Source organism: Acinetobacter sp. YH12117, assembly GCF_013418865.1.
In the GTDB taxonomy this organism is placed as follows: Bacteria; Pseudomonadota; Gammaproteobacteria; order Pseudomonadales; family Moraxellaceae; genus Acinetobacter; species Acinetobacter indicus.
Window position 1 is genome coordinate 1 of sequence record NZ_VPBF01000029.1, and the last position, 15,659, is coordinate 15,659.

The 15,659-nt window shown below is 35.2% G+C and carries 15 protein-coding genes and 2 pseudogenes; 8 read left to right on the forward strand and 9 right to left on the reverse strand.

Annotated elements, in window-relative coordinates; translation table 11 throughout:
- Nucleotides 1-236 precede the first annotated feature (236 nt).
- Nucleotides 237-458, reverse strand: coding sequence for a helix-turn-helix transcriptional regulator (locus FTU55_RS10625; RefSeq protein ID WP_004658364.1), 222 nt, complete (start codon nucleotides 456-458; stop codon nucleotides 237-239).
- Nucleotides 459-652: 194 nt separating this feature from the next.
- Here FTU55_RS10625 and FTU55_RS10630 point away from each other — a divergent pair, with 194 nt between their 5' ends.
- Nucleotides 653-904, forward strand: a complete 252-nt coding sequence (locus FTU55_RS10630) for a hypothetical protein (RefSeq protein ID WP_004658363.1) — start codon at nucleotides 653-655, stop codon at nucleotides 902-904.
- 252 nt (nucleotides 905-1,156) lie between these two features.
- Here FTU55_RS10630 and FTU55_RS10635 read toward each other — a convergent pair.
- Nucleotides 1,157-1,300, reverse strand: a pseudogene (locus tag FTU55_RS10635) (antitoxin HicB); the annotation flags it as partial.
- On the opposite strand from FTU55_RS10635, the pseudogene FTU55_RS10640 reads away from it, so the two are divergent.
- Nucleotides 1,300-1,524: pseudogene (locus tag FTU55_RS10640) on the forward strand (efflux RND transporter permease subunit); the annotation flags it as partial. The pseudogenes FTU55_RS10635 and FTU55_RS10640 overlap by 1 nt on opposite strands.
- Nucleotides 1,525-1,608: 84 nt before the next feature.
- Here FTU55_RS10640 and FTU55_RS10645 read toward each other — a convergent pair.
- Together FTU55_RS10645 and FTU55_RS10650 are read right to left on the reverse strand one after the other, a co-directional pair.
- Nucleotides 1,609-2,496, reverse strand: coding sequence for a cation diffusion facilitator family transporter (locus tag FTU55_RS10645; RefSeq protein ID WP_127800877.1), 888 nt, complete (start codon nucleotides 2,494-2,496; stop codon nucleotides 1,609-1,611).
- Complete coding sequence (locus tag FTU55_RS10650; protein WP_005245162.1) at nucleotides 2,483-3,214, reverse strand: transglutaminase family protein; 732 nt, start codon at nucleotides 3,212-3,214, stop codon at nucleotides 2,483-2,485. The genes FTU55_RS10645 and FTU55_RS10650 overlap by 14 nt, the downstream gene beginning before the upstream one ends.
- Before the next feature lie 79 nt (nucleotides 3,215-3,293).
- Here FTU55_RS10650 and FTU55_RS10655 point away from each other — a divergent pair, with 79 nt between their 5' ends.
- Nucleotides 3,294-3,707 carry a Cd(II)/Pb(II)-responsive transcriptional regulator gene (locus FTU55_RS10655; protein ID WP_179989169.1) on the forward strand — a complete coding sequence of 138 codons (414 nt, stop codon included), beginning with the start codon at nucleotides 3,294-3,296 and terminating at the stop codon, nucleotides 3,705-3,707.
- A 41-nt stretch (nucleotides 3,708-3,748) separates the two neighbouring features.
- On the opposite strand, the gene FTU55_RS10660 is transcribed toward FTU55_RS10655, so the two are convergent.
- Nucleotides 3,749-4,948, reverse strand: coding sequence for an integrase arm-type DNA-binding domain-containing protein (locus FTU55_RS10660; protein WP_005245164.1), 1,200 nt, complete (start codon nucleotides 4,946-4,948; stop codon nucleotides 3,749-3,751).
- A 642-nt stretch (nucleotides 4,949-5,590) separates the two neighbouring features.
- On the opposite strand from FTU55_RS10660, the gene FTU55_RS10665 reads away from it, so the two are divergent.
- Together FTU55_RS10665 and FTU55_RS10670 are read left to right on the forward strand one after the other, a co-directional pair.
- The gene (locus FTU55_RS10665) at nucleotides 5,591-6,973 is read left to right on the forward strand and encodes an IS200/IS605 family accessory protein TnpB-related protein (RefSeq protein WP_159153749.1); all 1,383 of its coding nucleotides are present in this window, start codon (nucleotides 5,591-5,593) and stop codon (nucleotides 6,971-6,973) included.
- Nucleotides 6,974-7,003: 30 nt separating this feature from the next.
- Nucleotides 7,004-7,222, forward strand: a complete 219-nt coding sequence (locus tag FTU55_RS10670; RefSeq protein ID WP_000550047.1) for a hypothetical protein — start codon at nucleotides 7,004-7,006, stop codon at nucleotides 7,220-7,222.
- 144 nt (nucleotides 7,223-7,366) lie between these two features.
- On the opposite strand, the gene FTU55_RS15315 is transcribed toward FTU55_RS10670, so the two are convergent.
- The 4 genes from FTU55_RS15315 to FTU55_RS10685 are packed head-to-tail and all read right to left on the reverse strand — an operon-like array spanning nucleotide 7,367 to nucleotide 13,515.
- Nucleotides 7,367-7,474 (reverse strand): hypothetical protein, encoded by a 108-nt coding sequence (locus FTU55_RS15315; protein ID WP_372551473.1) that lies wholly within the window; start codon nucleotides 7,472-7,474, stop codon nucleotides 7,367-7,369.
- 60 nt (nucleotides 7,475-7,534) lie between these two features.
- Nucleotides 7,535-10,735 carry a site-specific integrase gene (locus tag FTU55_RS10675; protein WP_127800785.1) on the reverse strand — a complete coding sequence of 1,067 codons (3,201 nt, stop codon included), beginning with the start codon at nucleotides 10,733-10,735 and terminating at the stop codon, nucleotides 7,535-7,537.
- Between the two features lie 4 nt (nucleotides 10,736-10,739).
- Entirely contained in the window at nucleotides 10,740-13,079 is a 2,340-nt protein-coding gene (locus tag FTU55_RS10680) for a hypothetical protein (protein ID WP_127800787.1), read from the reverse strand.
- Complete coding sequence (locus FTU55_RS10685) at nucleotides 13,066-13,515, reverse strand: hypothetical protein (protein WP_002046161.1); 450 nt, start codon at nucleotides 13,513-13,515, stop codon at nucleotides 13,066-13,068. Before FTU55_RS10685 ends, FTU55_RS10680 begins: the two co-directional genes overlap by 14 nt.
- Nucleotides 13,516-13,832: 317 nt before the next feature.
- Here FTU55_RS10685 and FTU55_RS10690 point away from each other — a divergent pair, with 317 nt between their 5' ends.
- From FTU55_RS10690 to FTU55_RS10700, 3 genes are all read left to right on the forward strand, one after another.
- Nucleotides 13,833-14,000, forward strand: coding sequence for a YhfG family protein (locus FTU55_RS10690; RefSeq protein WP_000946583.1), 168 nt, complete (start codon nucleotides 13,833-13,835; stop codon nucleotides 13,998-14,000).
- Nucleotides 14,001-14,012: 12 nt separating this feature from the next.
- On the forward strand, nucleotides 14,013-14,609 hold the full coding sequence (locus tag FTU55_RS10695; RefSeq protein WP_000362164.1) for a putative adenosine monophosphate-protein transferase Fic: 597 nt from the start codon (nucleotides 14,013-14,015) through the stop codon (nucleotides 14,607-14,609).
- Nucleotides 14,610-14,958: 349 nt separating this feature from the next.
- Nucleotides 14,959-15,216, forward strand: a complete 258-nt coding sequence (locus FTU55_RS10700; RefSeq protein WP_004726728.1) for a hypothetical protein — start codon at nucleotides 14,959-14,961, stop codon at nucleotides 15,214-15,216.
- The last annotated feature ends 443 nt before the right edge of the window (nucleotides 15,217-15,659 follow it).

Sequence of the window (15,659 nt, forward strand, 5' to 3'; positions counted from 1 at the left end):
AGACAAAATGACACCAAATGAGTTTTACTATGATCAGCTACCCCAACAAAACAAGGTGGCTTAACTAGAGCGGAATATCACTTATAAATACGCTTTTAGTTGTTCAAACAAGTGGAACCACCTCTGTTTGTAATGATATTTTATAAAATTCAATATTAGATCTGCAGAGAAAAACTTATCAAACTAAGTATTGGCTAGTCTTTTTCTTCGAAAAACTTATCAAACGAAGTATTAAGTTAATCTTTTTCTTCAACTTCTTCCTTAAACTCAAACAAATCATTCATCGTACAGTTAAAGTACTTACACAACTTATCGGCGACTGGTAATTCAATACGTACAGCACGGTCATAATACATACTTGTGAGCGTGTTGCGATTGATACCTGTTGCATGCACCACTTCACTTAATTTTAAAATTTTTCTATCGCCCATGAGGCTAGATAACTTACAAGTAATCATATTTAAATTAATTTACAAAAAATAACTTGCTGTGGGTTATTTGAAGTTGTTGACTGAGTAATACTTTGCTAAAATTAACCTACAGCAGGTTATTACAACTTATAGAAAGTATATTTTATCCATTTCAACTAAATTATAACTTTTTAAATATAAGGATTGAACCTGCATTAGATTATTTTGTGGAGATGACCGCCGTGTTACCAAATGAGTTATTGATCAGCCAGCAAGCTCGTGACTTAGGAAATCAATTAATTAAAGAAATGAACATCAATAGAAGTTATGGAATGGCTAATTTTCTTGGAGTAAATACTTGCTATGATAATCATCAGGCTGTACTTATTTGGACATTTCAACTGCTTGAAAGGGAACCTGCCTTAAATGAATTAGCAGAAATTAAAAAATATTTTCTTTTAATCTTTCCAGATAGTGTTTATCAATTAGCCTAAGTTGTTTTTAAAATTAATTTATTAAATAAAAAGCACTAAATCAAAGAAAGCTTTATTTAAAAATACCTATTAATTCAAAAACATACCATTTACTGAATATATGAAGCATAGGTTCCTGCTCTATCACTCACTCGTACTAAAATTACATCGCTCTTTTTACTGATACTAAACAATTTATGTCCACGCCACGTTCTGCGGCTTCGAGGGCTAGTTTTTGTTGAACCACTGAGAACAAGGACAACAAACTGCCTACTATATTTTCCCGGAGAGTGGTGTAGGAACTTTTTCATTATTGCTAATCATATCAGCGACAACATCAGCAACGAGCTCCTCTATTCCTGAGAATGCTTTAGACTGATCCGCATCAAGCCAAGACAATGATGGAAACTCAGCACATCATTCGTTTAAGACCTATTTTAATGACGGCACTGGTCGCAAGTTTAGGTTTTATTCCAATGGCGTTAAACACTGGAATTGGTGCAGAAGTACAACGACCACTAGCAACAGTTGTTATCGGCGGTATTGTATCTTCTACAATTTTAACTTTGTTTGTATTGCCTATTTTATATCAATGGGCGCATGGCTCTGAGAGTAGCAAACAGCAATCCGACGAAATTTAAAATCAAAAAAAGCAGCTTAATTACTAGGTTATGCCTAATTAAGCTGCTTTTAATATTGTATGCCCAACATTTTATTGATAAAGCTTACTGCGCTTCATCCCGACAATTTTCATTTAAAAACTCAAACTCTATCGTTGTATGCGATAAATGATAGGAAGATAATTTAGCTGCAACTTCTTGTTTAAGCCTAATTAATTCTTTAACGTCAAAGTTGTCACTCAGCTCAAGGTGCGCTGTTAAAACGTGACTTTCACCATCTAGTGACCAAAAGTGCATGTGGTGGATACCATTAACTTCAGGAAATTCCATTAGTGATAGTTTAATACGCTTTTGAGTCTCTTTATCGGGTGCAGCTTGAAGAAATAAAACGAGTGTTGATTTCAGGTTTTTGAAAACATTAAACAAGATGAACAGCGTGAACCCTATTGATAAAAGGGGATCTAATATCGGCAGTTCAGCGAACAACAGTACGATAGAGACTATAAGAACGGCAACCCATCCAAGTACATCTTCAAGAAGGTGCCATGTCAGCACTTTCTCATTTAATGTTTCACCCGCTTTTAATTTTAATACAGCATATCCGTTAACGGCAACGCCGAGTATCGCTAGCCCTAACATCCCCTCGACTACAGGCATTTCAGGATTGGACAGCTTTGGAATTGCTTCAAATAAAATCCAAATTGAGCCAATGATTAAAACAATACTGTTTATCAATGCGCCAAAGAGAGTAAGTCTACGATAACCATAACTAAACTTATCTGATGCTTCTTTATCTGAAAAACGACTTAAAATCCACGCAAAACCTATTGAAAGACTATCACCAAGATCGTGAACTGCATCTGCCATTATCGCCGTACTGTTAGTGAGCCAACCACCTATAAATTCGATAATAGTGAATGTCACATTAAGGAAAAATGCCCAACCAATACGGTCATCTTTACCATGTTGATGACTATGATTATGGTTGTGCATTTTGTACCTCTAGTACTTTTCTATTTCTTAGTTTTGATACATTCATATTAATCAAGTGACGTATCAAGCGTTGATATATCCAGCGTTTGAACCCCGACAAGTTAGTCCCTTTTTCGAGATAGAACTCATCAGGGGAATCATAAAGCCCAAAGTCATCATGAATACCTTCTTTTTGAATATAGGTATTTTCTCCACGCCAATCTGTATCTGGTGATGAAAAGCACTTTGTTGCAACACCATAACCACAAAAATCATCTTTTACTTGGTCAAATTTCTCCTGTAGAGAGCTTAAGTATTGCTCATCCAATATAAAGCCCTCTAAGTTTATCCAACGCCCTTCAAAGTAAACTTCTACCCAACTATGAATGATGTATTTAGGTGCTAACCAAAATACATAGCTTGGGATAGCACCTTTTTGTAGTTGCTGGTCTATGGTAAACCCATGAAATCGGCATTGAATGCCTAGTCCACGCAATAGTGCCATTAACAGATTACCCTTAGTATTACATTGTCCATAACCATCTGCTAGCACATCGCTTGCTGCAATATCATCGCTTTCATTATAACCAAAGAAAATCTCATCTTTTACAAACTGATAAGCGGCACCAATTTTGTTGAAGTTATCCAAGTTTTTCCACCTACGTTGATCGATCAAGGATTGGATATCTTTGTGTTCAAAATTAACGATATTCGTATTGTTTAAATATTTCTCAGTCATTTTTTATATATCCTTTTCGTTGCATACTTATACTATAGACTCTATAGTAACTATAGAGTCAAATGTCTGGGGGAAATTGATGAAAATAGGCGAATTGTCAAAAAAATCGGGCTGTTCAATACAAACGATTAGATATTATGAAAGAGAAGGATTTCTGTTAAATCCAAATCGTTCAGAAGGTAATTTCAGGCTGTATGATAGCAAAGCACTTAAACAATTGGAATTCGTAAAGCATTGTCGCAGCCTAGATATATCACTCAATGATATTAAACGTCTTATCGAATTAAAAAATAAGCCAGAAGAAAGCTGCTCTAGCGTTAATGCATTAATTGATCAGCAACTTGCACTAGTGAATAAACGCATGAAAGAATTAAGGGCGCTTAAAGCTGAATTACAACAAATGGCTAGTGCTTGTGGTTCGAACAACCCAACATACTCATTATATTCTGCTGACCATGTAACACGGCAAGTATATTGTTTACTATCCATTTGAAACCCCATAATGTTTTAAGTCTATGTATAAAAGTACGATTTTCACTTAGCAGTACTTAAATAATCACCCCACCACTGCATCATTTCAGTCCGCTGGGCTAAATAGTCAGCGTGATTATAGCTGGCACGGGTACGGTTCTTATCAATATGTGAAAGTTGTGCCTCAATCCAGTTATCCTGGAACAAACCTGAGTCATTCAAAATGGTACTAAAAGTGGAACGTAGTCCATGAGAGGATAATTGATGTTTTCCATAGCCCATCTTACGTATAGCCATATTTAATGTATTAAAATGAATCGGTTGATTATGTTTCCGTGGGCTAGCAAAAATGTACTTTTCACCGTATGACCATTGCATGACGTCTTTTAAAATATCTAAAGCCTGATCTGAAAGTGGAACTAAGAAGTCGGGAATCTCATGGCCTAATATGACTTTTCGTCGAAACTGTTTAATATGCAAGGCAGGTATTTTCCAGACTTTTTCATTTAAATCAAAATGATGAGGCTCAGCCAATAACAATTCAGCCCCTCGCACGCCAGTATGTAATTTGAACAGCAGTGCTTTTTTAATAATCGGATGGGCATCCAATTTTTGTAATTTATACTTAAAATCAGATATATCCTCCGCTTTCAAATACGGATAATTTTTCTTGATTTTACTGTTAATGGCGATTTTATTTAAACCATGCGCGATGTTGAATTCACAATAACCCATCGCTACAGCGTAGTCATAAATTTGGTTCAAATAACTACAAGCTTTCTTGACAGGTTCTTTTACTTGGCGTCCCTCTATTTTTTTGATTACTGAAACCAGGTCATAACGCTTGATGTTTTGAAAAGGTAGATCCTGAAGGTCTGGATAAATATCTTGCTGTAAGCATCTTTCTGCTAACTGTAGTACACCACAGCGGGGTAGATCGTTGAAGGCATTTTTCAGTTTGAACTGTAACCACTCCTCCCCGACCTTACCAAAGGTGATGACATTAGAGGCAGTATCTTGTTCAAAACAGAAATCATTGTCTTTAAAGTCATCTCTGACTTGTCGTGCCTTTTTCAGCGATAAATCAGGATAACGACCTAACTGAATGCGTCGACGTTTTTTAGTTTGTGGATCTGTATAGCGATAGCACCAAGATTTTCTTCCACTCGGCTCAATCTTCAGGCTAAGCCCATCTTCATCGGATAAAAAACTGGTTTTTTCCTTACAATGAGCTTGGCGAACTTTAATTTCAGTAAGACTCATGGAATTTAAATGAAACCTAACAATGGGTTGATTGGATCAATTATATCAAAATAGAACGCTTTATGTATGATGCGTACACTACGCATCATATATATTTGTAATATATTGTTTTATATATTTAATATTTTAAGTATTTGTATTTTAGTAACCATTATAAGTACCACCTCTTCTTTAAGTTCCCAACAACTCACTTTTTCTGTCATCAATGTTAAATAAGTCTTGTGCTTTAAATTCTTAGATGACCTCCTCTACCCTTTATTATCATTTTTATAAAAGTAACTATATGTACTCATTAAAATTTGTAGAGCTCAAAAACAAAAAAGACCGCTATATAGCAGTCTTTTAACTTAATTAAATAATAATTAATTCATTTTCATCATAAGTGCATAAGCATCACGTTTGTTTTGACGCAATGATTCTATCTCGGACTTCGTCAGCTGTTTTACGAGAGTAATTAACTATAACTAAAAATATAGACAAATATTTGCATAAGTTCTCATTTTGTCTATGTCGATTCAGTAGTGGCAAGGTGGGTATTTATTAGAGATTTAAATGATTATCTTTTGTATTTTAGGTGAGTGTCTTGGTATATTAGCATCCATATCTATTGATTATCCAATCCCTTAACCTAGGCATGACTTTGTGAAATTAACACGCATTCATCACTGTAAAAACTTGAATGTGCAAAAGTACAAACAGCTTGAGAAACAAGCTGTTTTACTTGGTCGTATTCGTAGCGAGGTGTGGGCTAAATATGGTGCTATTTCAGGTTTGAATATCAGTGACAGAGCTATTCGTGATGCGTGGATGAAAGAAAGTCGTGACTTTGGTGTTTCTGCAAATGCGTGGAAAGAAACGCTACGTGATTGCATAGGTGATATTAAAGCCTATCGAGAAGCATCAAAAGACAAAGTAAAGCAGGCGATCCGAAAACGCACCTCCTGTAATAATGAACAAAAAAGACTATACACCTTGCTTAAAAAAGATGAATGGATGACTGATAATTTCCTCCATCGTCAAATGCGTAATCACTTTAAGCATGGTGTTAATCACACACATAATCAAATTATTGTTCGTGCGGATATGTGTAAAACCTTTGAGTTAAATGGTCAATGTTGGCTTAAAGTACCAAGCCTAATCCCTCGACAAACCATTAAAATCCCATTAAATACGACTGTTGATTTTGCGCCACAAGGCACACTTAGAATCATTCTAAAAAACGGTAATGTTGAAGTTCACTCAACTTATGATGCAGTTGAAACACAGGATTGTGGTCAGGAAACCGTAGGTGTTGATAAAGGGTACTCAGAAGCTTTTGTGGACTCTGATGGCGATGTATATGGGAGTGGTCTAGGCAAGCTGATCTCAAGTGAATCAGATTATTTAAATCAAAAGTACAAGCACAGAAACAAGCTCAGAGCGATTGCTAAAGCTAAACCACACAAGAAACAGAAAATTGAGTTAAATAATCTAGGTCGAAAAAAACTAGATAAGCGACAAGATACTCAAAAAGCAAAGCTCAAAACATTAATATTTACAGCAACTCACAAGTTGGTTGATAAAGCCAAAGTGATTGTTGCGGAAGATTTAACATCCCCAATTCAAAGTAAACGCAACTATGGCAAAAACACCAATAGACGCTTAAATACATGGGCTAAAGGTTTGTTAGCTAATGCCCTAACTTCTATATCTCACCGTAGAGGTTCTACGGTGCATCTAGTCAATTCTGCATATACTTCGCAAAGTGATTCTTTCTTGCATGGCCTTTTAATAGGTACACGTAAGGGAGATCGTTTTCACCGTTTCAATGGGGAAGTTGTGCAAGCTGATTGGAATGCTGCGAGAAACGTGCTTGCAAGATTAAACGACAATGAGATAAGTCGTTATACGCCTTACAAAACTGTAAAGCGTATATTGCAAGAACGGACTGACCGCTACAAGTCGGAACTGACCGACTCAGGCTCTAGTTACACGCTTGGCAACAAGACATTAACAGAGTGCGAATTAGTCCTTGAGTATGTTTGAATACATTTTAAGGAACAGTAGGATAAAAACATGCACTTATTTAAATTAACTGACGAACAACTCGCACAAATTCTTATCCCGAAACGATTTGTACCACCTACTCCACCTGAACATGAAGGCAAGAATATGGTCTATGTATTTGATAGTGAGGATAAGTTTGAACTGACTTATGATGAGCTGGTGGAAATCATTAGCAAAGCTAGAATGGCTGGTCCGAAGTTGATACCTGTCTTAGGCACCGTGAATTAAATTGTGCAGTGTTCGCACGCCACTTGAAACATAACTTGATTGGAAATGAATTTGGGCTGAGAAAAATTCAGTTCAAATTTAACCTGACGGGCACACTAAAAAATGGGTAATTGTCAGATCGAGTTTGGACTACAACACTTTAGCTCATCGATTTACCATACCGCTAATCTTCACACCATTTTCGTAAATCCAGCGATCAAACTGTGATACTACATTCCGCTTATTAATCCAAGTCAGCATGGTGCTTTTCATAAAGGCAGTTTACTTATAAACAGGGAAATTTCTAAACAATTCCCCTTTAACATGCTTAGGCTATTTGATCCAGAGTTCATCTTTTTGCATCATTTTTAACATTAAATTAAATATAACCAGCGGAGTAACATTTTTTTTGTTAGAGCCGACAACTCTTTGAAAACTAAATTTAACGGTTCGCTCAGGAGCATCCAAATTAACTGGGTAGTTTTGTTTTTCTAAATACAGATGATCTCCTAACATTGGCTCTATACCAGTAATAAAATTAACAATTTGTTGCTCATCACCTTTCATTCGGCATTGAAAATGTAGAAAATTCTTACGCAGTTTTCCAAATAATAATAATATTTTAAGCGCCTTAACCATGTTCTTTTCTTTCAGTGCATCTTGCTGCCTATCATCTTTATAATGAAAATCAAGGAGAGGAATTATTTCATCTGGACGAGTCAGTTTTTTAGCCTTTTCGTAAAGTTCATCAAACCAACTCTCTTCTAAATTCTTACTATAAACATAATTCGTTTTTAAATTAAATTTTTGGCGATCCATCCATTTAGTGCTCATCCATTGACATCGTTGCATCCATTCTTGAGCTTGGGTATCTTCGCTTAATCGACCTTCTCTAAAACTTATCAAACGTTGAAAAGGTGTCAGAGTACTCTTCTCTATACTAAACTTCTTTTCTTGTCGGCCAGCCATCGTAACTGGCTGTGTTTGCTGATAAGAATTAAACCATTTCTGCTGCTGAGTATAACGATTTAGGTTTATGTAGTCTGTACTTGACTTCACTGGACTAAAACACTGTTCTAATACTTTTTTTGAAATGATACACGGCGAATTATAAATTCGATCGACTGCTAATAAATCCAAAACATGAAGGTAATTTGAAGCCGTTTGCTCAATACTGCTATGCCCCATCCAAGAGGCGAGCACCTGCCATTTATGTTGAATAATCTCTTCTTGAGCACGTGCTTTCATACCAAACAATAAATCCCTCATCTTTTTTGCTTTTACCCAAGGACAATCTGTGTAGGTCTTGATCATTTCTTTTGAACCGAGCAAAGTTATTGCTAGATAGTTAGCAGCACTGTGGCGTAATGTATGAAAACTAAAGCCATGATGCATACCTAATATTTGACTAAACAAATCTACTGTAATTTTGCTGATACATTGATCAGTTAATACACGATGATTCACACTAAAAAGTAGATCATCCTGCTGATTAACCAAATATTGCTCATAACGATGTTGTATGTAACGTTGTACTACTAAAAACTCATGTTCTGACAATGCAATTTTCAATGGTATTTGACGATTCGCACTTCGCGTTTTCAGACGGCGATATGAATTGTCTTGGATATGAAGCGTGATATTATTAAAAACTGTATTTTCTTTTTCTTTATAAAGTAGCTCTGGGCAAATAATATCTTGTATTTTAAGACAACGAACTTCATTTAATCGAAGTCCAGTTCTATAACTTAGTAAATACATCAGCTTTAAACAACTCAGATGATCGACCCACTCTGATGCCGTTGGCTCTTGACTTAAATTTTCTAGTTTTTCCAATAATTTGCCAAATAGCAAAGGACTCACTAGCCGTGCATTGCAAATTTGTAAATGCTTAAAACTTGAATTCTGTAACACCAATACCCCTGGAGCATCATAATTCTCTATACAGAATTGATGAAAATCTTTTAGGCGACCAAAACGGTATTCTGCGCTTTGGTGCATCTTACGAGAGGTTTTTCCTTTCACCGAATCTCGTTGAACTGCTTTTTCATCACGTTCACTGCTGTATTTCAATAGCTGCCGATATAAATCCTCATAGTCATCTATGGATTGTTGCTTTAAATCTAATTTATTGAGCCAAATCTCAAATATAAATTCTTTGCCAAACGATCCTAAGTAGCTTTCAATAGTTGATAATTGAAGCCCTCGTTTTTTTAAATGCATTAACCAGTGAATTAAGCGTAGTTGAGCATCAATTAAAGACTTTTCCTCCGTATTAGCATCAACTATCTTCTCCTCTAACACCCTTCTAGTTTCTTGCCAAAAACGTAGCGTGCGTTCTTCTTTATTCCTCTTTTTATCTAAACGCTCAACTTTTTGACCTTTACGTTTCTTTTGACCAAACAACATCAACTCATACGGAATCGTTTGTAATTTGCTTTGAACAGTCGGAACTTCAGGAAGTAACTGCTCTTGTTCAAAATGAATAGGGCGATTATCTGGTTCTGTGACTTGATTGTAATCATTATTCCACAGCAATCTAAATTCGGATGGCCTTAAAGCAACAGTATTAATCTCTTGCTGAAGCACATTACTCAAAAATATATCTATGCTGAGGTTTGGATTAAATTCGAGTACCATTTGCACATCATTAAATGCACGAAATCCACGGCGTTTAATTTGATATTGCAGATCCCCAAGACTTTTTTTCCTGCCTATCTTACTCAAGCTTTCTAAAATACAATCTTCAACTGAATGTTGCAGACAAAATTCTTTCTGAGCAGCTTTCAACTTTTTTAAATATTGCAAAATGAACTGCGCATATGGGTTAAAAAAAACATGTTTCCATTGGTACAACTTTCCCTGTTCTACATCGTTGCCATATTGAGAGTTTTCAACACGATAATGTAGTAACAATGGATTAGTGATTTTTTTGTAGTCCGAATGGTATAACCGAAAACAATTCAGATCTGTACCAAGCTCAATGGCCTCCTGCAATTGCTTCTGAATTGCAATCAAATGCTGTTCATCTGCACAGCCTGAAATATATATAAAACTTAAGCATAAATTTCCCCATAAGTACTTTGGTTCATTCCAATATTCAAATGAATCTTGCCAATACTGCCTTAATTCCTTAAGTACATGGATATGTAGATGCCCCTGTTCTAACCGTGACTCTGTACTCTCAATTTTTCTAGGCAGTACGATCCGTTTAGTATGTGGATTTAGCTTAATTCTGTATGATTTTTTATCTACATTCTGGTTGAATTGCTTCCTTCTTTTATTAAATTCATCTTCAGTAAATTGCATCAGTTTTGATTGTTCGTCTCGGCTCAACTTTTGACTCAAACAATCAACACTATCTTTAATGTCATGCCATTTTTCAGCGATCTGCTGATCAAGTTTTTGCTGCATTTCTTTCGTCAATACTTCAGGTGGAGAAGGCTGTCTATCTAGCGACTTTTTCACCATTTTATGAATATCAACAAATAGATCATCTAGTTGTGGTTTTATTAGTTCTTTGATTTTTTGCATACAACTATTTTCGCTCTAAGTGTTTAATCGATAAAGATTTGACATTATCTTGCAATTGCTGGCGGGCTTGCTGTACATAGACATTCGGGATAAGTGAAGAATGCGGATGAAAAGCCTCTCGGTCACGTTGGTCATGACCATACAGGGCCTGAATTAAGTGAAAAGCTAATGCTGGTTTACCCTCTTGCTGCTCATGCATCAAAAAGTTCATGTCAAAATGACGTAACCAATTCGAATACATATTCTTTGGAAAGACTCCTTGCATATATGAATTCACCCATTTTCTCGATAAAGGGATTAACTTAATTTTCCTGCTCTGCCATTCTTTGACAGTTATCGGCAAGATATCTTTACTAAAAATGACCTTACCAAAAAGATCATTTACAGTTATCTTCTTCTTTGCAAAGACTTGTCTAAAAAATGAACCGTACGCTTCAATAATTTGTTCTAAAAAGGCAGTGTAATTTTGCAGTGTTTTTATGAAAAAATCAGATAAAGGGATAAAACGACCATCTTTTCTTGCTTTACTATTTTTTTTATCATTCACATATAAAAGCTTGAGCTCAACACAATAATCATCCAAATTCCCCAACAGGTTTTTTTTAGGCCGACTTGCCAAACTCAACAAACTGATATGCCACATCCAACACGCATATGCATTAAGTTGATTAATAATGTGCTTATCTTCTTGGATGTTTTCGTGACAATGTCTATGTAAAATATGGAATTGCTCTTTCACAAAATTGGGTTCAAGTGCCAGTTGGCTCCCTATCCTTCCTATAGATAATGCAGATTGCACTTTGAATTGTTGTTGCAATATTTTTAGTTCAGCCGTGTCTTCAGTAAAATGTGTGGAATGTGGTGTAAGTGCTTTTTCTAAAAAGGCTAGATATGTGCTACTGAGTTGAGTTTTCGGTAGCCCGCCATAATAGATACCAGGCATGTGATGCTGACTATCCCGCCCAGCAATTACATGAGCAAGATATTCATTATATGTTTCATAATATATATGAAAATATAATTGAGCCTGCAGTTTTTCTACAGTGATCGAACCTACAAACCGATTATCAAGCCAATTCTTAAGTTTCGTATTAATGTGTGTTGATGAAATTAGTGGATTCGATGCTTGTTCTATATAGTCAAACCAAGCAGAAGGTAAATGTAGTTGATGTGTCATCACTTCATTCCACCGCACATGATTTAAGCTCTTAATCTTCTGCTCTGTAATTTTAAGATTTAATTTGAGTAAATATTCGCGACGTCTACTTGAACCATTCTGGATCAAAATTCCATCTTGAATAAGCTCGTTAAAATCCATCAGTGCGACGGGTGATAATCCCGTCAAAAGTGACAATAAACATGCTGCAGCGATTGCAGCATCCCTCCAGTGCCCGGATAACTCGGTTCTCAACACATAAACAATTTGCTTCAGTATATCTGGCGCCAAATAATGTGGATTTGTAACAAAAGGAGCATGACGGCGCTGGCGATGCCGCATTAGATGCGTCGCATTATCGCTGAGTATATAATTTAAATTTTTAGACTTTTCATCTTCTGAATAAAACTCCATTTCAGGATCTAATAGATCAACTTCACCCTCTTCATCTTTGTGAAGAGCGGCATCATAAATACTAATCTTTGCGTTATGTCCAATATCTACTTGCTTACCCGTTTTAATTTCACGAAATTTTTTGAGTTCATTTTTCGTCGGCCATTGCAAAACTTTGCTTTTTTTTGACTTACGCTGACGATGAACTACACGACGATCATCTAGTCTTTTAAAAATTATTAATAGAGCCGATAAATACTCTATGACTTGTACTTGTTCGAAATCTTTAATATTAAAAAGTTGATTACGATCCTCTTTTTTCAAATTACGTTCGTACGTGACATAACAATTTAGCAGCTTACTACATTCATGAAATAATTCAGCATGATTAGAATCCAGCACATATCGTGAGACATAGCGTAATAGGTCACAAACATGTTTTTGCTTATTCTCAGCTTTATCAATTTTTGCAAATTCTTGATACTGCCGATATGTTAAAAAACTCGCTTGTAGAATCAAATAACGTTGCGATGACAGCTCTTGTGTATTACTAGAATCTGGACATGCAAAAAAACTCACAGCAGCTAAAAAAGAATACTTACCGATCTGTCTGGAGCCTGATATATAGCTATAAATTTGTTGTGCTAATTTGTATAGAGCGTAGACATCTTTATACAAATCATCTGATAGATCGACAAATTGTGTATTTACAATATCATCACGTAATAGACAATAATCTTGTTGATATTTTTCTGCTAAATCTAAGAATTGCTCTTGTGTTTCAATGTTTGGCATATTCATTTTCGCTTAATATTTTTATCACGTTGCATTGTTTAAATTCATTGTGATCAGAACGATTTGGTAAAAGTTGATCCTTTATTGAATTCTTTGTTAGCTTAAAAAATCTTGCAAAAAATTTAGCATCCAGTTCTTTCTGAGCTTTTCTTTCAAAGCACAAGTGTTGTTGTGATTTTTCGATAAAATCATCAAGATTATGTATCAACTGTAAGATTGCAACATAATTAGAATGCACACGTAAGCCTGGCTCCGTTTGCATCAATAGCAAGATTTTTTGCCAAATTTTCACATAGATTATTTTGAACTTTGCTTGTACTACTACTTTCTGACTCTGTTTAATCTTTTTGATTTTCAGTAGTTCTGAGTTAATTTTTACTATCTCAAGTTGAACATTTTTTCGGTCAAAGCAAAAGGGCATGATAAATTGCCCCATAAAAATTTCTATATTTTTTACCAAATAGTCAAATCTTAACATTTTTATCGATTTAAAAAATGAGCATATCTTTGTATATGAAACTTCATTTAATTTATCAACTAAATTTTCTCAAAATTACAATTCTCAACAAATACATACGGTTTGCTTATCTATGACGGTCTAAATTTTAAGAATTCTTCCACTTTTTTTTAGTTTTCTGTTATTACATGAAACAATACCGTTGTATTACATTTTAGAAATGCTGTGTATGCAGCATTGATCAAAAAGATTCTCTGCTATACTTACTTCACGTGTAGCATCAATGGAGTTTCGAAATGCTCAGAACCACTGAACAGAAAAGAAAATATATTCAAGCGACACGTTCGCAAAACTATCAAGCCAGCCTAAAGCTTGAAGGCATTACAACGACAGCTCAAACAACTCAACAAAGTAAAGCTGAAATCTTGCAAAAATATAAGAAGTATTCGCAACCCGAATCTTAGTCAGGTGCATGTATGGATAAATATGGGGAAATGGGTGACAGCCTGTATTGTTACCCTGGCACAAATATCCTAAAGAACAAACTCAATATTCGTGATGAACAAATTTTAGAACAAGCTGAACTGGAACTGTCTGGATTAGCAAGTAGTCTCATTGAATATGCTGAACCACCCTACGACTTAAAATACTTAAAATCAATTCATGTACAGCTTTTTGGCGACTTATACGACTGGGCAGGAAAATTAAGACAAATCGATATTTCCAAAGGTGATACCCGTTTTTGTAATTTTTCCCGTATTGAAATTGAAACCAATAAATTACTTAGGCCACTTCAAGAAAAAAAATACTTTCAAGGCTTAGCACCACAAAAACTAATCCCTCAACTTGCCGACTTGTATTGTGAGCTTAATGTCATACACCCATTCCGTGAAGGTAATGGACGTACACAACGGATTTTCTTTGAGCATCTGATTGCTCATTGTGGTTATGGTATTGATTGGTCTCGCATTGACTCTCAACAACAATGGATTCAAGCAAATATTGAAGGTTTTTATGGTAATTTAAATCCATTAATTCAGATTTTTGAAATATGCTTTATTCAAAATACCTAAAATTTAAGTAGTCGAAGCCCACAATCCTTAATGAGCCATCATCTTTGCTTCAATCCACTGATTAATTTCCCAAATAAACCAACAATCACGATTCTTAGAAATCTTAATACTCTTCGGGTAATTTAGGATCGTAATATTCAGATTACTTATCCAGAATTGAATAGATCGTTAACTTAGATAGACTTTTAAGCAATGTAACTTGCCGCATGTTTATCAACATATGTCTCAAAAAAGTCTGCCCATACATAGATTTATGGTGTTTAGTGCTTAAATTTCAGATTAATCTTCGTCTGATGACCTGAATGGATGTTACAGATTACATGCAGGTGAATTACTCTGTGGCTGTATCATGGCTTTTGTGCAATCCAATCCATTTGATCCGAATGTTCTCTTTTGCAATAAAGCAGCCTCTTCTGCTTTTCCTGAACCAACGAACTATGTCATTGATTTGATTCAACCGACAACAGTGATGCTGAATCAAATCTCCAAAGAAGGGATTAAATGCAAGAAATGTGGTAAGAAAAAGATAGGGGATGGAAGTTATTATCCGTCTAATTGGAACCAGCCCATGAGTCGAGATCAGTTGAGTAAGAATCATTTTAAATGAATAAGAGAAGGATGGCTTACCTCACTTCTCCGAATAACAATGCTATGCTTTTCAACCAAGGTTATAAATTGGCAACTACATTTCATTCTTCTTCATGCTGGTCCTATAGCCTGTAGACAATTACTACATCATTTGCATTCAATGCTCAATACAGCCTGTCAGCAGAACCGCAGCGATACTTTTTTTCGTGCATACATGTAGTGTTTAAATCCATTCATTTTTCAATGATCCTCTGCCGTTTATCACATTTATGGTCGATCTTTAACCTTGTGAAAAATGCACATACCGATCCCTTCAAACTGTCAAATTTATGTATGCATGACATTTAAAGAAAATTATCTGATCAATTTTTTTAGGTAAAATTCATCAAGAAAAAAGTTATTATTATTCATAACATCACCAATAACCACATAAAAACAATAATTTAATAAATTATTATTCCA